This window comes from Streptomyces sp. NPDC091282 (assembly GCF_044757385.1).
In the GTDB taxonomy this organism is placed as follows: Bacteria; Actinomycetota; Actinomycetes; order Streptomycetales; family Streptomycetaceae; genus Streptomyces; species Streptomyces gramineus.
The window spans coordinates 29157-48068 of record NZ_JBIVUX010000016.1; the positions used below are offsets into that span (position 1 = coordinate 29157).

Annotated in this window: 19 protein-coding genes; 12 read left to right on the top strand and 7 right to left on the bottom strand. The window is 74.6% G+C overall.

The genetic code is table 11. The annotated features are described in order from the left end of the window. The first annotated feature begins 38 nt into the window (after positions 1–38). Positions 39–1658 (top strand): ABC-F family ATP-binding cassette domain-containing protein, encoded by a 1620-nt coding sequence (locus ACIQOE_RS40690; protein ID WP_401417123.1) that lies wholly within the window; start codon positions 39–41, stop codon positions 1656–1658. Positions 1659–1752: 94 nt separating this feature from the next. After that, positions 1753–2010: a DUF6158 family protein gene (locus tag ACIQOE_RS40695; protein ID WP_351315173.1), complete on the top strand. Its 258-nt coding sequence runs from the start codon at positions 1753–1755 to the stop codon at positions 2008–2010. Positions 2011–2049: 39 nt separating this feature from the next. Here ACIQOE_RS40695 and ACIQOE_RS40700 read toward each other — a convergent pair whose 3' ends face one another. Next, positions 2050–2586 carry a type 1 glutamine amidotransferase domain-containing protein gene (locus tag ACIQOE_RS40700; RefSeq protein WP_401417124.1) on the bottom strand — a complete coding sequence of 179 codons (537 nt, stop codon included), beginning with the start codon at positions 2584–2586 and terminating at the stop codon, positions 2050–2052. A gap of 265 nt (positions 2587–2851) precedes the next feature. Between ACIQOE_RS40700 and ACIQOE_RS40705 the strand changes: the two genes are divergently transcribed. From ACIQOE_RS40705 to ACIQOE_RS40715, 3 genes are all read left to right on the top strand, one after another. Next, entirely contained in the window at positions 2852–3592 is a 741-nt protein-coding gene (locus tag ACIQOE_RS40705; RefSeq protein WP_399011349.1) for a hypothetical protein, read from the top strand. A 225-nt stretch (positions 3593–3817) separates the two neighbouring features. After that, positions 3818–5104: an aminotransferase class I/II-fold pyridoxal phosphate-dependent enzyme gene (locus ACIQOE_RS40710; protein WP_365557770.1), complete on the top strand. Its 1287-nt coding sequence runs from the start codon at positions 3818–3820 to the stop codon at positions 5102–5104. Continuing rightward, a complete protein-coding gene (locus ACIQOE_RS40715; RefSeq protein WP_365576457.1) occupies positions 5101–6234 on the top strand; it encodes an MBL fold metallo-hydrolase in 1134 nt (377 codons plus the stop codon). The genes ACIQOE_RS40710 and ACIQOE_RS40715 overlap by 4 nt, the downstream gene beginning before the upstream one ends. Positions 6235–6446: 212 nt before the next feature. Here the strand turns inward: ACIQOE_RS40715 and ACIQOE_RS40720 are convergent, their stop codons facing one another. Both ACIQOE_RS40720 and ACIQOE_RS40725 read right to left on the bottom strand, forming a co-directional pair. Further along, a complete protein-coding gene (locus ACIQOE_RS40720) occupies positions 6447–7094 on the bottom strand; it encodes a DedA family protein (RefSeq protein WP_401417125.1) in 648 nt (215 codons plus the stop codon). Then, positions 7091–7864: an MBL fold metallo-hydrolase gene (locus ACIQOE_RS40725; RefSeq protein ID WP_401417126.1), complete on the bottom strand. Its 774-nt coding sequence runs from the start codon at positions 7862–7864 to the stop codon at positions 7091–7093. Before ACIQOE_RS40725 ends, ACIQOE_RS40720 begins: the two co-directional genes overlap by 4 nt. 84 nt (positions 7865–7948) lie before the next feature. On the opposite strand from ACIQOE_RS40725, the gene ACIQOE_RS40730 reads away from it, so the two are divergent. The 5 genes from ACIQOE_RS40730 (at position 7949) to ACIQOE_RS40750 (ending at position 14109) form a co-directional block, all read left to right on the top strand. Continuing rightward, positions 7949–8380, top strand: coding sequence for a hypothetical protein (locus ACIQOE_RS40730; protein WP_401417127.1), 432 nt, complete (start codon positions 7949–7951; stop codon positions 8378–8380). A 131-nt stretch (positions 8381–8511) separates the two neighbouring features. Next, positions 8512–10509, top strand: coding sequence for a phage holin family protein (locus ACIQOE_RS40735; RefSeq protein WP_401417167.1), 1998 nt, complete (start codon positions 8512–8514; stop codon positions 10507–10509). A 235-nt stretch (positions 10510–10744) separates the two neighbouring features. Beyond that, positions 10745–11806 carry a MoxR family ATPase gene (locus ACIQOE_RS40740; RefSeq protein ID WP_351315151.1) on the top strand — a complete coding sequence of 354 codons (1062 nt, stop codon included), beginning with the start codon at positions 10745–10747 and terminating at the stop codon, positions 11804–11806. Then, a complete protein-coding gene (locus tag ACIQOE_RS40745; RefSeq protein ID WP_401417128.1) occupies positions 11803–13614 on the top strand; it encodes a hypothetical protein in 1812 nt (603 codons plus the stop codon). The genes ACIQOE_RS40740 and ACIQOE_RS40745 overlap by 4 nt, the downstream gene beginning before the upstream one ends. 69 nt (positions 13615–13683) lie before the next feature. Further along, a complete protein-coding gene (locus tag ACIQOE_RS40750; RefSeq protein WP_401417130.1) occupies positions 13684–14109 on the top strand; it encodes an OsmC family protein in 426 nt (141 codons plus the stop codon). 105 nt (positions 14110–14214) lie between these two features. Here the strand turns inward: ACIQOE_RS40750 and narJ are convergent, their stop codons facing one another. The 3 genes from narJ to ACIQOE_RS40765 form a co-directional block, all read right to left on the bottom strand. After that, the gene (narJ, locus tag ACIQOE_RS40755; RefSeq protein ID WP_401417132.1) at positions 14215–14709 is read right to left on the bottom strand and encodes a nitrate reductase molybdenum cofactor assembly chaperone; all 495 of its coding nucleotides are present in this window, start codon (positions 14707–14709) and stop codon (positions 14215–14217) included. Between the two features lie 315 nt (positions 14710–15024). Then, complete coding sequence (locus ACIQOE_RS40760; RefSeq protein ID WP_362644082.1) at positions 15025–15888, bottom strand: helix-turn-helix transcriptional regulator; 864 nt, start codon at positions 15886–15888, stop codon at positions 15025–15027. Positions 15889–15974: 86 nt separating this feature from the next. Beyond that, a complete protein-coding gene (locus ACIQOE_RS40765; protein ID WP_401417134.1) occupies positions 15975–16805 on the bottom strand; it encodes a helix-turn-helix domain-containing protein in 831 nt (276 codons plus the stop codon). Between the two features lie 108 nt (positions 16806–16913). Here ACIQOE_RS40765 and ACIQOE_RS40770 point away from each other — a divergent pair, with 108 nt between their 5' ends. Beyond that, positions 16914–17219 (top strand): 4a-hydroxytetrahydrobiopterin dehydratase, encoded by a 306-nt coding sequence (locus ACIQOE_RS40770; RefSeq protein ID WP_351315134.1) that lies wholly within the window; start codon positions 16914–16916, stop codon positions 17217–17219. A 5-nt stretch (positions 17220–17224) separates the two neighbouring features. Further along, positions 17225–17983, top strand: a complete 759-nt coding sequence (locus ACIQOE_RS40775; RefSeq protein ID WP_365557751.1) for a class I SAM-dependent methyltransferase — start codon at positions 17225–17227, stop codon at positions 17981–17983. Between the two features lie 12 nt (positions 17984–17995). Here the strand turns inward: ACIQOE_RS40775 and ACIQOE_RS40780 are convergent, their stop codons facing one another. Next, the gene (locus ACIQOE_RS40780; RefSeq protein WP_401417135.1) at positions 17996–18844 is read right to left on the bottom strand and encodes an alpha/beta hydrolase; all 849 of its coding nucleotides are present in this window, start codon (positions 18842–18844) and stop codon (positions 17996–17998) included. Positions 18845–18912 lie beyond the last annotated feature (68 nt).

The window sequence follows — 18912 nt, forward strand, 5'->3', positions numbered from 1 at the left end:
TTGCCCCCGGCCAGGGGTGCCGCGCAGAATCCCTGACCATGGGACATCTGGAAGCCGCGCACCTCGAGTACTACCTCCCCGACGGGAGGGCGCTGCTCGGCGATGTCTCCTTCCGGGTCGGCGAGGGCGCGGCCGTCGCCCTCGTGGGACCCAACGGCGCCGGCAAGACCACCCTGCTGCGACTGATCTCCGGCGAGCTGAAGCCGCACGGCGGCACCGTCACCGTCAGCGGCGGTCTCGGGGTGATGCGCCAGTTCGTCGGCTCAGTCCGCGACGAGACCACCGTGCGCGACCTGCTGGTGTCGGTCGCGCCGCCCGGCATCCGGGAGGCCGCGCAGGCCGTGGACCGGGCCGAGCACGGCATCATGACCGTCGACGACGAGGCCGCCCAGCTCCGCTACGCGCAGGCACTGGCCGACTGGGCCGAGGTGCGCGGCTACGAGCACGAGACGCTCTGGGACATGTGCACGACGGCCGCGCTCGGCGTGCCCTACGACAAGGCCCAGTTCCGGGAGGTGCGCACCCTCTCCGGCGGCGAGCAGAAGCGCCTGGTGCTGGAGGCCCTGTTCCGCGGCACCGACGAGGTGCTGCTGCTGGACGAGCCGGACAACTACCTCGACGTCCCCGGCAAGCGCTGGCTGGAGGCGCAGCTGGCGGAGACCCGCAAGACGGTCCTGTTCGTCTCCCACGACCGGGAACTGCTCGCCCGCGCCGCCGAGAAGATCGTCTCCGTGGAACCCTCGCCGACCGGCGCCGACGCCTGGGTGCACGGCGGCGGCTTCGCCACCTACCACGAGGCCCGCCGCGAGCGCTTCGCCCGCTTCGAGGAACTGCGCCGCCGCTGGGACGAGAAGCACGCCCAGCTGAAGAAGCTGGTGCTGAACCTCCGTCAGGCCGCCGCCGTCTCCCACGAGATGGCCTCCCGGTACGCGGCCGCGCAGACCAGGCTGCGCAAGTTCGAGGAGGCCGGGCCGCCGCCCGAGCCGCCGCGGGACCAGGACATCAGGATGCGGCTGCGCGGCGGCCGCACCGGCGTCCGGGCCGTGACCTGCGAGGGGCTCGAACTCACGGGCCTGATGAAACCCTTCGACCTGGAGGTCTTCTACGGCGAACGGGTCGCCGTCCTCGGCTCGAACGGCTCCGGCAAGTCGCACTTCCTGCGGCTGCTGGCCGGCGAGGACGTGGCCCACAAGGGGCGGTGGAAGCTGGGCGCGCGCGTGGTGCCCGGGCACTTCGCCCAGACCCACGCCCACCCCGAGCTGCAGGGCCGTACCCTGCTGGACATCCTGTGGACGGAACACTCCCAGGACCGGGGCGCCGCGATGTCCCGGCTGCGCCGCTACGAGCTGACCCAGCAGGCCGAGCAGACCTTCGAGCGGCTCTCCGGCGGCCAGCAGGCCCGGTTCCAGATCCTCCTGCTGGAGCTGCAGGGCGTCACGGCCCTGCTGCTCGACGAGCCGACGGACAACCTCGACCTGGACTCCGCGGAAGCGCTCCAGGAGGGCCTGGAGGCCTTCGACGGCACGGTGCTCGCCGTCACCCACGACCGCTGGTTCGCCCGCGCCTTCGACCGCTACCTGGTCTTCGGCACCGACGGGCGGGTCCGCGAGACCCCGGAGCCGGTGTGGGACGAGCGCCGGGTGGAGCGCGCCCGCTAGGTCACCCTCCAGACAGGCCCGGTGGCCCGGACCTTCGTACAGTGGAGGCAGGGATCCGGACCGCCGGGACGGACACGACGAGCGGGGTACCACCATGACCGGAGTCGACCCCAGCCGGCTGGACGACCAGCAGCTCATGAAGGAGCTGGAGACCATCCACCGGACACGCCACGACACCCTGCTGTACGGCTCCAACGACGCGCTGCGCGCCCACAACGAGCGCATGGCGCAGCTGGAGGGGGAGTACCTGCGCCGCAACCCGCGCCGCATCGTCGCCGCCGGCCGCACCCGCGAGGGCGCCCGGGAGCGGGGCTGCGCGGAGACGGCGGCACCGCGCGCCTCCGCGGGCTGAGCCGAACGCCCGCGGCCGGGGTCTGGCGCCCGCCGCGGCTCAGGCCCCGCCGAGTGCGTCGAGGAACGCTCCGCAGAAGGCCTTCAGGTCGTCCGGCCTGCGGCTGGTGACCAGCGTGCTGGGACCGGCCCCGCAGACCTGGACCTGCTCGTCCACCCAGGTGCCGCCGGCGTTGCGGATGTCGGTCCGCAGGCTCGGCCAGGACGTCAGGGTCCGGCCGCGTACGACGTCGGCCTCGACCAGCGTCCACGGCGCGTGGCAGATCGCGGCCACCGGCAGGCCTGCCTCGAAGAAGCCCTTCACGAAGGCCACGGCCCGGTCGTCCGTGCGCAGGAAGTCCGGGTTGGCGACCCCGCCGGGCAGCACCAGCGCCCCGAACGCGTCCGCCGAGGCGTCGCCGACCACCTCGTCCACGGGGAACGTGTCCGCCTTGTCGAGGTGGTCGAAACCCTGGACCCGTCCGGGCTCCGTCGACACCAGCACCGGTTCGTGCCCGGCGTCGGCGACCGCCTTCCACGGCTCGGTCAGCTCGATCTGCTCGACGCCCTCGGGCGCGGTCAGAAACGCGATACGCATGACGCTCACTCCTCGCTTCCTCGGTGTTCCGGCCCTGCGCGGCTGCCTCCCTGGTGCTTCGGGGGTGCGCTGCTTCGGGGGTGCGGGACGCGTACCCGGTGGTGAGGGGCCGACACGCCGGGAACCCCCCGTTCCGTCACCCGAACGGGGCCGGTGCGTCCCGCGAATGGGGGTCGGCCGCGCGCGGCGGGGCGGGCGGCGGGCTGTGATGGCTGCGGGGGCACCAGCCGCGTGTCCCCGCAGCCGCAGTTCCGAGGAGCACCCCATGCGCCGTACCGTCCGCGCCCTGTCCGTCGCCGTCCTCTCGGGTGCCGCGTTCGGCGTCGCCGGCACGGCCGCCGTGGCCGCGTCCGCCGTGCCGCCGAGCCCCGCGTCCACCGTCTCCCTGACCTGCGTACCCGGCGCGGCGGACTGCCCGGCCGGAGCCGGAGCCGGAGCCGGAGCCGGGTTCGGGGCCGGGGCTGTGGCCGGGCCCGGTGCCGGTCCGGTCCGGGAGGGCGACGGGGTGGTCCCGCCGGGGGACGACGGCACGGTCCCCCGAGGCGAGGACGGCACCGTCGTGCCGCGCGGCGACGACACCACCGGGCTCTACGGCGAGGGCGCCACGGGCACGCGGGGTGACGACGGCGGCGGAGCCGCCGCCCGGGGCGACACGGGCACGAGCGGCCGGGGCGACACGGGCACCGGCGGCCGGGGCGACGACTCCACCGGGGCGCGCGGTGACGACGGCACCGGTCCGCAGGGCGAGGTCGGGGGCGGCAGGGACTCCGGCGGTCGCGACTGCGCCTCCTCCCGCTCCTACGGATCCACCGGTTCCGGCGCCACCGGCTACTCCGGCTCCTGCGCGGGCGACCCGCCGACCGTGGAGCACGGCGTGGAGGCCGGCACGGGCGGCACCTTCACCGACTCGGTTCCCGCGCTGGCCGCGGGCGCCGCACTGATCGCGGCCGCCTGCGGCGGCGCGGTCTACCGGCTGTCCGGCGGGAGGCCGCGCGCGGGCGGATGAGCACGCGGGCCGATGAACGCGTGAACTGATGAGCGCGCGAGCCGGTGAACGCGCGGACGGGACGAGCGCGCGGGCGGGACGAGCGCGCGGGCGGACGAGACCGCCGTCGGCGGGTACTCCCGGGCGAGTGCCCGGACACCGCGCCGGACACCGCACCCGCCACCCGGCGAAGAGCACGGCCAGGACCGGACGGCACACGGCACCACGGACTGCGCGGAGGCGCACATGCGGCGGACGGATCCCGAGGACCAGGGCCAGGGCCCGGTCCGGGACACGCCCGCGCGGGGCCACGGCCCCGTCCGCTACGGGCCGCCGCTGCCCGGCGACGGACTGCCCGTCCTGCCCGCGCTCTCCGCCGCGCTGGCCGCAGCCGCGGGCCGGGGCGGGGAGGAGCCGGTCGGCGGCGGTCCCGCGCTGCTGGACGCGGCCCGCGGTTACTGGGAGCGGCGCGGGCTGCCCACCGCGCCCGGCCCGGCCGCCGCCGGACCCGGCGCCCCCGCCCTGCTGCTGGCGCTCACCGCCGCGCTCGGCGGCGACGTCCTGGTGCCGCGTCCCTGCGCCGCCTGGTGGGCGCCGTACGCCCGGCTCCTGGGCCGGCCCGTCTTCCACGTGCCGACGCCGGCCGAGTCCGGAGGCGTCCCCGACCCGTACGCGCTGCTGGAGACCGTCCGCCGGGTCCGGGACGAGGGCGGCGACCCCCGGCTGCTGGTCCTCTCCGTCGCCGACGACCCGACCGCCACCGTCGCCCCGCCCGAACTGCTGCACGCGACCGTCGAGGCGGCCACCGGCGAGGGACTCCACCTGGTCAGCGACGAGACCTGGCGGGACACCCTGCACGCGCCGCACGCCACCGTGCTGCTCAGCCCGGCCGAGATGGTCCCGGACCGGGTCACCGTCGTCACCGATCTCGCCGGTGCCCTGCTGCCGGCCGGCTGGCCCGCCGCCGTCGCGCGGTTCCCCGCGGGCGACGCAGGCAGGGCCCTGCACGCGCGCGTGCTCGACGTCCTCACCGCGCTCGGCGCCCGGCTCGCCGGACCGGTCGCCGCCGCGGCCGCCCACGCGCTCGGCGAACCCGATCCGGTCACCGACCGCCGGGAGGCCGTCGTACGCCTGCACGCGCGCGTGGCCGCCGCCCTGCACACCGCGGTGGTCGACGCCGGAGGCCTGGCCAGGCCCCCGCAGGCAGGCCGCCACCTGTACGCCGACCTGGAACCCCTGCGGGCCGCGCTCGGCGCCCAGGGGGTCGGTGACGCACAGGAGTTGGAGGACTTCCTCACCGCCAGGCTCGGCATGCCCGCGCCCGGCGGCCACCGGTTCGGCGACGATCTCCAGGCGCTGCGCGTCCGGCTGGCCACCGGGCCGCTGCTCGGCGGCACCGACGCGGAACGGCTGGAATGCCTCACGTCACCCGCGCCGTTGGAACTGCCACACCTGCAACGCGCGTTGATGTCCTTGAGGTCGGTACTCGACGATCTCCGCGACGACGCTCAGCGATGGGAGCCTCCTCGATGACGCAGCAGACGCATGAGACAGGGTCCGCCACGACGACTGTCCCCGCCACGACCACCTCCGCGGCCACTGTCACCACGCCTGCCACCACGGCCCGGGACGACACGGCCACCGCCCCGGTCCCCGGCGCGCCTCCCTTCCCGCCGCTCGCCGAACCCCGCCCGCTGGGCGAACTCCGGTTCTGGCCGCGGACCTTCCACGACCGCCTGACCGCACCGCTGCCCGGCCTCAAGGCCATGGCCCGCTTCGCCCGCGAAGGCTCCGTGCGCCCCGGACGCGACGGGCTCGCCGACATCCCCCGGCTGCCCTACGAGCCGGGCCCGCTGCCCCGCACCGACACCGGCACGGTTGCCGTCACCTGGGCGGGACACGCCAGTTGGATCGTCCGGATCGGCGGCCTGACCGTCCTCACCGATCCCGTCTGGTCCCGCCGCATCATCGGCACCCCGGCCCGGGTCACCCCGGTCGGAGTCCCCTGGGAGACCCTGCCGCGCGTCGACGCGGTCGTCATCAGCCACAACCACTACGACCACCTGGACGCCCCCACCCTGCGCCGTCTCCCGCGCGACACCCCGGTGTTCGTACCGGCCGGGCTGGGCCGCTGGTTCCGGCGCCGCCGCTTCACGACCGTCACCGAGCTGGACTGGTGGGAGGCGGCCGAACTGTCCGGCGTCCGCTTCGACTTCGTCCCCGCCCACCACTGGTCCAAGCGCACCCTCACCGACACCTGCCACAGCCTCTGGGGCGGCTGGGTGCTCACCGCCGCCGACGGGCAGCGCGTCTACTTCGCCGGTGACACGGGGTACGGCCACTGGTTCTCCCGCATCGGCGGCCGCTATCCCGGCATCGACCTCGCCCTGATGCCCATCGGCGCCTACGACCCCCGCTGGTGGCTCAGCGACGTCCACCTCGATCCGGAGGAGGCGGTCCGGGCGACGGAGGATCTGGGGGCGAGGCGGATGGCCCCCATGCACTGGGGCACGTTCGTCCTGTCCGCGGAACCGGTCCTGGAGCCGTTGACGCGGGTGCGGGCCGCCTGGGAGAAGGCGGGCCTGGACCGCGAGGACCTGTGGGACCTGCCGGTGGGAGGGTCGAGAGTCCTCCACCCCGTCGCGTCCGACCGCCCGGCCTGACCGGACCGCCCTGCCCGACCCCACCGCCCTGCCCGACCCGACCGCCGACACGGAGCGCGCGACCGCACCGGTGCCCGGCCGCACCGCGGCCTCGCGCTCCGTCAGGGGTACTCGGCGGCCGGAGCCGGGCGGCCTCGTGCTCGACGACCCGGCGCTCGACGACCCGGCGCGCGCCGGCCCCGCGCCCGGCGCCCCCGTTCCGCCCCCTACCCTCACGCCGTGGGACGGGCCCGGCGCCACAGTGCGGGGGCCACGCTGATCAGTACCGTCAGGGCGACCGCCAGGACCACGCCCTCCCACGGTTCCGGGAACAGCGAGCCGCCCAGGATCCCGATCAGCTGGTAGGTCGCGGCCCACGCCACACAGGCCGGCGCGTTGCCCCGCGCGAAGCGCCGCAGCGGCCACTCCGCCAGCAGGCACGCCAGCATCACCGGTATCCGCCCGGCCGGCACCAGCCGCGACAGCACCAGCACCGTCACCCCGTGCGAGGCCAGCTTCTCCTGCGCCTGCTCCAGCCGGTCCTCCGGCGCCCGCGACCTGATCGCCGCCAGCCACCGCGACCCGTTCTTCGACCCCATCCCGCGCCGCCCCAGCCAGTACAGCGCCGCGTCCCCGAGGAAGGCCGCCAGCGACGCCGTCACCAGCACCAGCGCCAGCGCGAACGGTGCCGTCTGGTGGAAGGCCACCACCGCCGCCGAGCTGACCAGCGCCCCGGTCGGCACCACCGGCACCAGCGCCCCGACCAGCACCAGCAGGAACAGCGTCGGATAACCGATGGCCTGCTGCGCGGACTCGGTCGACGACGGCGACGAGGTGGCCGCCGCGGCACCGGCGGCGGCCACCACCGTCACCACTCTCATCGCGCGACCTCCAGGCGCACGCCCTCCCCGTGACCGAGCTTGTGCACCGCCACCCGCGGCGCGTACTCCGCCGCCAAGCGCACGAACTCGTCGCCCGGCGCGTGGAACTCGTGCGGGCGCACCCCGTCCATGCCGATCGGCCAGTACGTCCCGTAGTGCACCGGCACCGCGCTGCGCGGCTCCAGCAGGGCCAGCGCCCGCGCCGCCCGCCCGGCGTCCAGGTGCCCCTCGCCGAGGTGCGGCCCCCAGCCGCCGACCGGCAGCAGGGCCACGTCCACCGGCCCGACCGCCTCGGCCATCTCGTCGAACAGCCCGGTGTCCCCGGCGAAGTACGTTCGCGCCGCGCCCTCGACGACGTAGCCGAGCGCGGGGGAGCGGTGCGGGCCGACCGGCAGCCGGCGCCCGTCGTGACGTGCGGGCACGACACGCACGACCAGCGGGCCGACGGGTATCTCGTCGCCGACGCCGACCTCGGTGACCCGCAGCTGCCGCAGCCGGCGGAGCGCGGGTACCGCGCGTGGTGCGCCCCGTGGCACCAGCAGGCGCGTGCCCGGCGCGAGCCCCGCGAGCGAGGGCACGTGCAGGTGGTCGGCGTGCAGGTGGGAGACGAGCACGAGGTCGGCGCGACGGGCCGCGGCCGGCGGCGGGGCGCCGCGCCGGCGCCGCAGGTGCGCGAGCCGGCGCGCGAACAGAGGATCGGTGAGCAGTCGTACGCCCGAATCCTCGATCGTGCAGGTGGCGTGACCCCACCAGGTGATCTCCACCGGCACCTCTTTGCCTCCTTCGCGCGACTCCCCGAAGCCTACGTGCAGGAGTAGGGTCGGCGGCGAAACCCGGAGGTGAGGGGGGACGCCATGGGACAGGCGCGGGTTGCCTACGGCGGGCTCGCGCCCGTGCGGGTGACCGCCATCGCGAGTCTGACGCCCCTGGAGGAACTGGAGATCGACCCGTTCCTGGTCGACTCCCGCAGCCAGCACGCCATGTGCGCGCGCTGGGCCGTGGAGCACGGCTACGTCATCGCCCGCGAGCTGCTGGTCCGCGGCCTGCGCTACGACCACAGCGCCCTGTGGGCGGGCGTCCGGCCGGGCCTCGACGTCTTCGTCGCACCGAGCAGACGCGTGCTGGAGAGCGCGCTGTCCTCGGTCGAGGACTTCACCGCGGAGTGCGCGCGGCGCGGTGTGCGCGTGGAGACGGTGGGACGGGCCGAGCCCTGCTACGACGCCCAGATGAAGGCGCGGGTCCACCGCAGGCTGTCGATGCCGACGGCCGGGTACGACGGCAGGTGAGCCCGCTCGCGCCCCCGGCCGTGTGACAGGGTGGGCGGCAGCAGACCCGCGGCGGACGCGGGTCGCGGACGTGAGGTCGGTGGGGCGTGCGGTGGCGGCGGGTCGTCAGTCAGATCGGGCGGAGCGTCGCGGTGTGGGCGGTGTCCACCGTGACCATGCTGGTCCTCGCCGGGATCCTGCCCGACTTCCGGCTCCAGTCCGCCGACGGTGACAGCGCCACCCGTATCGCGATGACCGCGGCGCTCGGCGCCGGCGTCTTCGGTGTGCTGTCGGCCGTCGTGTGGCCCCTTCTGGTACGGCTCCTGCTGCTGGTGCCCGCCCTCGTCCTCGGCCTGCTGGTCTTCTTCCTCAACGGCTCCCTGCTGCTGGTCGCCCTGCGCGTCAACCCGTCCGGGCAGAGCGAGGCCGCCCCGGAGACCGCCGTGATCGTGGCCGCCGTGATGTCCGCGGTCGCCTCCGCCACCGGCGGTGCGCTCGCCGTCCGCGACGACGACGCCTACCGGCGCCGGCTGTCCCGCCTAGCCACCCGCCGCAGCAGCTCCCGCCCGCCGTGCCCGGCCACCCCCGGCACCGTCTTCCTCCAGCTCGACGGCGTCGGCCACGACGTCCTCACCGACGCCGTCGCCAAGGGACTGATGCCGACGGTGGCGGCCTGGCTGGACTCCACCCACCGGCTCACCCCGTGGCGCACCGACTGGTCCAGCCAGACCGGCGCCAGCCAGCTGGGCATCCTGCACGGCTCCACCTTCGACGTCCCCGCCTTCCGCTGGTACGAGAAGGACAGCCGGGAGGTGATGGTCTGCAACCGGCCGACCAGCGCCGCCGAACTCCAGCGCCGAGCCGTCGAGCGCACCGCCGACGGGGGACTGCTCACCCTGGACGGTGCCAGCCGCGGCAACCTCTTCAGCGGCGGCGCCGACGAGCAGGCCCTCGTGCTGTCCATAGCCGCCCGGCGCCGCGGCCGGGAGAACCGCTCCCGCGCCGGATACTTCGCCTACTTCTCCGACCCGGCCAACGCGGTCCGCACCGCGCTCTCCTTCTTCGCCGACGCCGGCCGCGAGATCGGCCAGTCGGTCACGGCCCGCATGCGCGAGCAGCGGCCCCGCGTCGGACGCGGCGGCCTCTACCCCTTCGTCCGCGCCTTCGCCACCGTCGTCGAACGCGACGTGGTGGTCGCCGCGGTCATGGGCGACCTGCTCGCCGGCCGCTCCGCCGTCTACGCCGACCTCGTCGCCTACGACGAGGTCGCCCACCACTCGGGGCCGCGCAGCCGCGACGCCGACAAGGTGCTGCAACGCCTGGACCGGGCCCTCGCCCTGATCGAGAAGGTCGCCGAGCACGCCCCGCGGCCGTACCGCATCGTCGTCCTCTCCGACCACGGGCAGAGCCCCGGCGAGACCTTCAGGTCCCGCTACGGCCTCACCCTCGGCGACCTGGTCCGGGCCGGCTGCGGGCTGCACGTGCCGCGCCGGGCCGAGCGCACCCACAGCGGCACCGAGGCGCGGGCCGCCGTCCGCGCGGCGCTGCGCAGGCCCGTCGAGGAGGGCGGCGAGAAGCACCGGCCGGCCCCCGGCTCGGAACCGGTCGTGCTCGCCTCCGGCAACCTCGGCCTGGTCTCCTTCCCGGACGTGCCGCACCGCATGACCAAGGAGGAGATCGACGCCCGCTACCCGGCGCTGCTCACCACCCTGGCCAACCATCCCGGCATCGGGTTCCTGCTGGTGCGCAGCGAGGAGCACGGCGGGGTGCTGCTCGGCGCGTACGGAGCGGAGATTCCGCTGGACCGGCTCGACGGCGCCGGGCCGCTCGCCGTGTTCGGACCGGGCGCCGCCGACGCCGTCCGCCGCACCCACTCCTTCCCGCACACCGCCGACGTGATGGTGAACTCCTGGTACGACCCGGACTCCGGTGAGGTGCTCGCCTTCGAGGAGCAGATCGGATCGCACGGCGGACTCGGCGGCGCCCAGGGCAGGCCGTTCCTGCTGTCGCCGCTGGGTGTCTCCGCCCCGGTCGCCGAGGGCGCGGAACTGGTGGGCGCCGAGGCGGTGCACGGGGTGCTGCGGCGGTGGCTGCGGGAGGCGGACGGACCGCAGGTGCCGGTGCCCGCCGGCGAGGAGACGGCCGCGTAGTACGTTCGGCGCGGGCCGGCGGGGGCGGGTCACGCGCACGGGCGGAGCCTTGCATCGGCACACCCCGCGCGTGGGTACCGGCCGGGCCCACGCGGCGGAGCCCTGCATCCGCACAGCCCCGCGCCCCCGGCGCGGCGCCTCGGCCGGGCCCCGGATAAATCGGCTGCGTCGCGCTCGGCCCCGGCTCACACTGTTCGAGTCGCGCACCACTCGAACACCCCCAAGGAGACGCCTCTTGCAGGCTGCCGTCACCGTCACGCCCTCCCGGGTCCCCGAGCTCCTCCTCGGCCTCGCCACCGTCCGGCCCGTGTTCCTCTGGGGCGCCCCCGGGATCGGGAAGTCCTCGCTGGTGCGGGAGTTCGCCGAGTCGCTGGGGCTGGAGTGCGTGAGCCTGCTCGGCACGCAGCTGGCGCCCGAGGACCTGATCGGCGTTCCGCAGATCCGCGACGGACGGTCCGTCTTCTGCCCGCCCGAGGCGATCGCCAGGGACGAGCCGTACTGCCTCTTCCTCGATGAACTGAACGCGGCCACGCCCGATGTGCAGAAGGCGTTCTACTCGCTGATCCTGGACCGCCGTATCGGCAGCTACGAACTGCCGAAGGGGTCGATCGTCATCGGCGCGGGCAACCGGGCCACCGACAACGCCCTCGCCCGGCCGATCGCCTCCGCGCTCGTCAACCGGCTGGCCCACGTCCACCTGGAGGCCTCCGCCCACGACTGGCTGGCCTGGGCCGCGGGCAACGGCATCCACCCGTGGATCCTGGACCACCTCACCGACCGGACCGACCACCTGTGGTCCAGGCCGCCGAAGACCGAGGAGCCGTTCTCCACCCCGCGCTCCTGGCACATGCTCTCCGACGCGCTGCACTCCTTCGGCCGCGACCTCGACGAGGGGACCCTGAAGGTCCTCGCGCACGGCATGCTCACCCCGGCCCACGCGACCGCCTTCTGCGGCTACGTCAAGATCGTGCGCAGCCGGTTCGGGATCGAGGCGATCCTGCGGGGCGACGCCGGCTGGCCGCACCGGATCGAGGACCGCGACCTGCTCTACTACCTCGCCGAGTCGTTCCGCGGACGGCTGGTCAAGGAACTGCCCGCCGCCAAGGAGCACATGTCGGCGAACGGCCGGCAGACCGCGTACCGCGCCAAGTCGCTGCTCGTGCAGCTCGCCGAGATCTCCGTCGAGGTCGCCCAGACCGTCATCGCCTCCGACGCCGACGGCAACCCCGTACTGCCCTCGTGGTTCCTGATCGAGGCCGCCCGGGACATGCCCCGGCTGGTGGAGGCCCGGCGATGAGTTCCGGCGGCCGCAAGGGACAGAAGAAGGAACAGAAGAAGGACCCGGCCGCGGAGAACTTCGCGGCCGGCGTCGAACTGCTGCGCGCCAACCCGGCCCTGCGCGCCGTCGAGTTCACCCTCTGCCGGCACGAGAGCTGCGAACTGGCGCCCCGCGAGGGCCTGGTGCGGGCCGACTCCAACGGCGTGCTGCACGCCCACGCCACCCGGCGCGCCGAACCGGCCGAGTGGGCCTGGGCGCTGGCCCACGGCACCCTCCACCTCGGCTTCGGCCACCTGCCCGCCGCCACCGGTCCGCGCACCGAACCCGACCGCTTCGACCTCGCCGCCCGCTGCGCCGTCGTCAACCGCTTCCTTTCGACCTTCCCGGTCGGCGAGGCACCTGAGCACCTGCCCGCCTCCTACCCGGAGGGCGACGAGGACCGGCTGGCCGCCGGCTGGCGCCGCACCCGCGGCGTCCCGGCCGCCTACGAGCGCGGCGGCACCGACGGCGGCGACCCCGACCAGCTGCTGCTGTCCTGGAACCGGTGGGCCGGCCAAGTCCCCGACTGGCAGGTGGGGTTCGCGCACGCGCTGACCCGCACCATGTCGCAGGCCATGGACCTGGCCGGCGGCCGCCGCACCTCCATGACCGGCCCGCCGACCCCGCTGCGCCCCTGGGAGCGGGCGCTGAGCTGGTTCGTGTCCTCCTTCCCGCTGCTCGGCGGCATCGCGGCCGGCATCAAGGTGGTCGCCGACGCCGAACTGGCCCGCGCCCACGACATCGCGATCGCCGCCGTCGACCCCGAGGCCGGCGAGATCTACGTCAACCCGCTGCGCACCCTGGACGACGATGAGTGGCGGTTCGTCCTCGCCCACGAGATGCTGCACGCCGCCCTGCGCCACGGCGACCGGGCCGGCGGCCGCGACCCGTACCTCTTCAACGTGGCCTGCGACTACGTCGTCAACGGCTGGCTGGTCGAGATGCACGTCGGCACCATGCCCGAAGGGCTGCTCTACGACCCGGAGCTGAAGGACCTCTCGGCGGAGGAGGTGTACGACCGGATCACCGCCGACCTGCGCCGGCTCCGGCGCCTGGCCACGCTGCGCGGCAAGGGCCGCGGCGACGTGCTGGGCGCGCCGATCGGGCCGCCCGGTGCCCGCGTCGACCTCGACGAGTTCTACCGCCGGGGCCTCGGCCAGGGTCTGGACCTGCACCGGTCGCAGGGCCGCGGCCACCTGCCCGGCGGCCTCGTCGAGGAGATCCGCGCGCTGAGCCATCCGCCGCTGCCCTGGGACGCGCGACTGGCCCGCTGGTTCGACGAGTTCGTGCCCCGGCCCGAGGCCGTACGGTCCTACGCCCGGCCCTCCCGCCGTCAGTCCTCCACCCCGGACATTGCGCGCGCCGGCCGCTACCACCCGCCCGAGGAGGTGGCCCGTTGCACCTTCGGCGTGGTCCTGGACACCTCCGGCTCCATGGACCGCACGCTGCTCGGCAAGGCCCTCGGCGCGATCGCCTCCTACGCCGAGGCCCGTGACGTACCGGCGGCCCGCGTGGTGTTCTGCGACGCCGCCCCGCACGACGCGGGATACCTGCCGACGACCGAGATCGCCGGCCGGGTGCGGGTGCGCGGGCGCGGCGGTACCGTCCTGCAGCCCGGCATCGACCTGCTGCAGCGCGCGGACGACTTCCCGGCGTCCGCTCCGGTCCTGGTCATCACCGACGGCTGGTGCGACGTGCTGCGGGTGCGGCGCGAACACGCCTACCTCGTGCCCGACGGCCGTCGCCTGCCGTTCACCCCCCGTGGGCCGGTCTTCCGCGTGCGCTGAGTCCGGATGTGATCGGATGGGAGCCAGCGAAACCGGTTCATTCGCCTTCGTACGCCGAAAGGAACAATCGTGGCCACCACGCGCACCGCACACACCGTCTGGGAAGGCAATCTTCTTGAGGGCAACGGTGTCATCGCCTTCGACTCCTCCGGTATCGGCGAGCAGCCGGTCACGTGGGCCTCGCGTTCGCAGGCGGCGAACGGCAAGACCAGCCCGGAGGAGCTGATCGCGGCCGCCCACTCCAGCTGCTTCTCCATGGCCCTCTCGCACGCCCTGGCCGGGGCCGGCACCCCGCCCACCCGGCTGCAGACCTCCGCCAACGTCGGCTTCCAGCCGGGCGAGGGCATCACCGGGATCCAGCTGACCGTCGTCGGCGAGGTGCCCGGTCTCGACGAGGCCGGGTTCGTGGCCGCCGCCGAGGAGGCCAAGAAGAACTGCCCGGTGAGCCAGGCCCTGGCCGGCACCACCATCACCCTGGACGCGAAGCTCGCCTGACTCCGTCCGCCTCGGCCGCCGCGTTCCCGCAACGGGGGCGCGGCGTCGCCGTTCCCGGCCGCGTCCGGCACGGTCCCCGACCGCGGACGACGGCCGTGCGGACGCTCAGGGGCGCGTCCCGGTGGGCGCGGCCGGCATGGCCGTGCACACCGCGCTCAGCACGCTCGCGTACGGCGTGCCGAAGTCGGCCAGTCCGCGCCGCAGTTGGGCCAGGCAGTCACGGTGCTCGGTGAGCAGGTCCGTGTTGCCGGTGCGGGCCGTGAACTCCAGGACGGCGGGCAGGAAGTCCGGCAGTTCCTCGCCGGTGAACTCCATGCCGTACGCCTGGTAGACCTCCTTGAAGCGGGCCAGGGACATGCCCCGGCGACGGGTGCCGTCGTCCTGCCACCGGCTCAGGTAGAGGCTGCGCCGGTTCTCGCAGTCGAAGACCTCCGTGTAGTGCGCGGCCAGCTCCCGCGGCGGGGTCGCCGTCGCGTGGTCGGTGAACTCCCGCAGCCGCGGGGCGGCCTGACGCAGCAGCGGCAGCCGGGCGACGAAGTCGTCGCCCGGGTAGGTCAGGCAGAGCGCCGCCGCCTGGTAGAACACCGCGTCCGTGGACATCAAGTCTCCTTCGCCTCTTGCGGGGTGCCGGCGGTCTGCCGTCCGTGCGGCAGGCGGACGTCCTCCACCGGCACCAGGGGCGAGCGGTCCCGGGGCGGAGGGAACGGGCGGCACCGGGCGGCGCCGCACCGGGCTCCCCGGGAGGTGTCTGCGTGTCGGTCACCTGAGCTCCCTTGCTCACCCGTCGCTTCGACGCTAGGGGCGGGCGGCGGAAGACACCTGCTCAGAGGATCCGAACGGGTCATCCGTCCAGGACATCCGGACGTGTCGCGGGCCGGTGCACCCGAACGGCCCAGTCCGGGCCGGGCGCGGGCCTCACAGGCCGTCGCGGTACTCCCGCAGCAGTTCCTCGGTGCGCTGCGCCGACGCGGCCCGGGCCGTCATGTGGTCCAGCACCTCCAGATGGGCGCCGACCTCGTCGCGGGAGTCCAGGTACAGGGCGCCGGTCAGGTACTCGGTGAAGACCATGTCGGGCAGCTCGGGCTCGGCGAACCGGAACAGCGTGAACGGCGCGTACGTCCCCGGGTGCGGGCCGCTCGCGAACTCGGCGATCTGGAGCGTGACCCGGTCCCGCCGGGAGAACGCGAGAAGCTTGTCGACCTGGTCGCGCATCACCTCGTCGTGGACACCGACCGGGCGCCGCAGCACCGTCTCGTCCATGATCACCCACAGGTGGGGCGGATCGTCCTGCTCCAGCAGGCGCTGCCGGGTCAGACGCAGCGACACGTGCCGCTCCACGGCCGTCGGATCGCTGTGGCCTATCGTCCCGGCCTCCAGCACGGCCCGCGCGTACGCCTCGGTCTGCAACAGGCCGGGGAAGAAGTGCGGTTCGTAGGAGCGGACCACCCGGGCCGCGCCCTCCAGGCTGACGTACAGGCTGAACCAGTCCGGCAGCACGTCGTGGAACCGCTGCCACCAGCCCGGCTGGTTGGCCTCCTCGGCCAGCCGCACGAACGCCGCGTGCTCCTCCTCGGGCACCCCGTACGTCTCCAGCAGCACCTGCACGTACGGGATCTTCAGCGCGACCTCGGCCATCTCCATCCGCCGTACGGTCGCCTGCGCCACCCGCAGCACCCGCGCCGCCTCGTCCCGGCCGAGGCCGGAGGCCTCCCGGAGTTCCTGCAGCCGTTTGCCGAGCACGACCTGCCCGACGGTGGGCGCAGCACGCCGCTCACTCACGCCACGCCTCCCCTACGCGCACAAGTACGGGGAGCAGTGTGTCACGCGATGCCGCCTCGCACACCTGGTCGAGGCAACCTCTTGACTCAACTCACGAGCGACTGCAGGTACTTGGCCGTCGCCGGGTCCGCGGGCAGGAACGTCTCGACGGCCAGCTCGGCGACCGTCACGTCCATCGGCGTGTTGAACGTCGAGATGGACGACACGAACGACAGCACCCGGCCCTCGTGCTCGATCCGCATCGGCAGCGCGAACCAGGCCACGGGCTCGGTCGGGGCGCCGTCGTCCGCGCCCGCCGGGGCCGGATAGGCGGCGACCTCCTCGTACAACTCCCGCAGCGCCGCCGAGCGGTGCAGCGCGATCTGCCGTTCCATCTGCGCCAGCAGGTGCCCGCGCCACTCCCGCAGGTTCCGGATCCGCGGCGCCAGGCCCTCGGGGTGCAGGGTCAGCCGCATCGCGTTCGGCGCGGGCGCCAGCAGCGACTCCGGCACGCCGTCCAGCAGCATCGAGATGCCTCGGTTGGCGGCGACCACCGTGTACGTGGCGTCCACCACCAGCGCCGGGTAGGGCTCGTAGCCCTGGATCAGCCGCTCCATGCCGTCCCGCAGCGCGTCCAGCGCGGGGTCGTCCAGCGGGGTCTCGGGGTAGTGCGGGGCGTAACCGGCGGCCAGGAGCAGCGCGTTGCGCTCCCGGACCGGCACGTCCAGGTGCTCGGCCAGGCGCAGCACCATCTCCTCGCTGGGGCGCGCCCGGCCGGTCTCGACGAAGCTGATGTGACGCGCCGAGGAGTCGGCACGCAGTGCCAGCTCCAGCTGGCTGACCCGCCGCCGCTCCCGCCACGCGCGCAGCAGCGGGCCGACGCCCTTCCCGTCGGAGGCGGGCGGCGGTACGGCGGGGCGGGAGGTGACTGCGGTCATGCGGACGACCGTAACCGAGGAACCGCGTGGGTGACGGAGCGCGGAGCCCGGCCGTGGCAGGCTGAACCCCAGCCCGCCTCCGGGCATCCGAGGGAAGGAAGCCGCACCATGGCCGTCGAACCGCTGGCGCAGCAGGAGATCGAGAACCGGCTGACCGAGCTGCCGGGCTGGTCCCTGGACGGCGACCGGCTCGCCCGCGGCTACCGCCTCGACTCGCACTTCGCCGCCGCCGCGTTCGTCGTGCACATCGCCCGCGTCCAGGACGAGCTCGACCACCACGCGGACGTCACCCTCGGCTACCACACGGTCACCCTCACCGTGAACACGCACAGCGTGGGCGGCGCCGTCACCGCCCTGGACTTCGAACTCGCCCGCAGGGTGGAGGACATCGCGCCGGGCCACGGCGCACACTGAGCCGTGTGCTCGACTACGACAAGGAAGCCGGGGCCTACGACGAGTCGCGCGGCGGCGAGGCGCGCGCCGCAGCGGCCGCCGACGCCGTCCTCGGCCTGATCCCCGGCCCCGCGGACGCTCCCGGCCGGCTCCTCGACCTCGCCTGCGGCACCGGCATCGTCACCCGGCGGCTGGCCGCCGCGCGCCCCGCGCTCCAGGTCACCGGGGCGGACCGCGCGGACGGCATGGCGCGGCTGGCGACGGCCCGGCTGCCGGGCGCGGTGCTGCTGGCCGACAGCCGCCGACTCCCCTTCCCGGACGGCACGTTCGACGCGGTGACCACCGTCTGGCTGCTGCATCTCCTGGCCGGCGCCGACGAGGTCCGTGCGGTGGTCGCCGAGTGCGCCCGGGTGCTGCGGCCCGGCGGGGTGTACGTGACCACCGTGGACAAGGCCGCCGCGCACGACGTCGGCAGCGACGTCGACGCGGCCCTCGCGTCACGGCCGCGCCGCCCGGCCGCGGACGCGGCGGACGCGGTCACCGCCCACGCCGCGGCCGGCGGCCTGACGCCCGCGGGACGGGCGGCCTTCCGCGGCCACGGCCAGGGCCGTTCACCGCGCTCCACCATCGCCGACCTGCGACGCGGCTGGTTCACCGTGCTCCGGCCCGACGACCCCCGCGTCGAGGAGCTCGCCGCCCGCCTCGCGGCCCTCCCCGACCAGAACCGCCGCCGCCCCGACCCCCGCTTCGGCGTACGGGCGTTCCGAAAGCCGCCGGCGGCCTGACCCTCCTCCGGATCAGCAGACCGTTCGGGCGGCGTCCATGACGAGATCGGCGACGACCTTCGGGTGACTGAGCATCACCACGTGTGAGGAGCGCGGCACTTCGACGATCTTCCGTGCCTTCGCGCGGCTGTACATCCACCGCTCGCAGGCCGGCGGGATCGCCTTGTCCTGGCCGGCGACCAGCCCCCACGACGGGATCGTCCGCCAGGCAGCGGCCGTGGTCGGGAAGACGAACGAGTCGGCGTCGAACGGCCGCTGGGTGGCCCGCAGGACACGGAAGTCGGCGGCCGGGATGTCGGCGGCGAAGGCCGCCTGACCGTCCTCGCCGAGGTACAGATCGGTCCCGGTCGTCCCGTCGGCCTTCGTATAGGGGACCGGCACGCTCACCGGCCCGACCTCGCTGCCGGGGAACTTCGTGATGAGTTCGCCCTGCGTCTCGCCCACGTCGGGCACGAACGCCGCGACGTAGACCAGCGCCTTGACGTTGCTCTTCCCGGCGGCGGCGTTCGTGATGACCGTGCCGCCCATGGAGTGGGCCACCAGCACCACCGGCCCGTCGACGGAGTCCAGAAGACTCGCGATGTACGGGGCGTCCGTCGGAATGCCCCGCAGCGGATTGGACCCGCAGACGGTGGCATAGCCCTTCTTCTGCAGTTCCCCGATGGTGGCGTTCCAGCAGGACGAATCGGCGTAGCCGCCGTGCACCAGCACGATCGTCGGCTTCGCCTGCGGCTTCCGCTCACCGTGCCCGGTGGGGGCCGCGGCGGCGGCCGTTCCCTCCGAGCCGGCGACCAGCGCCGCCGAACCTGCCAGCGCCGCTCCGGCGGCCAGTACCTTGCGGCGGGAAACCTCGGTGCTCATGGCACTCCTCGTGCGTCGGGTCGAGCGAACGGGTCGGACGGAGACATCGCCGCCCGCGCGCTGTGCGC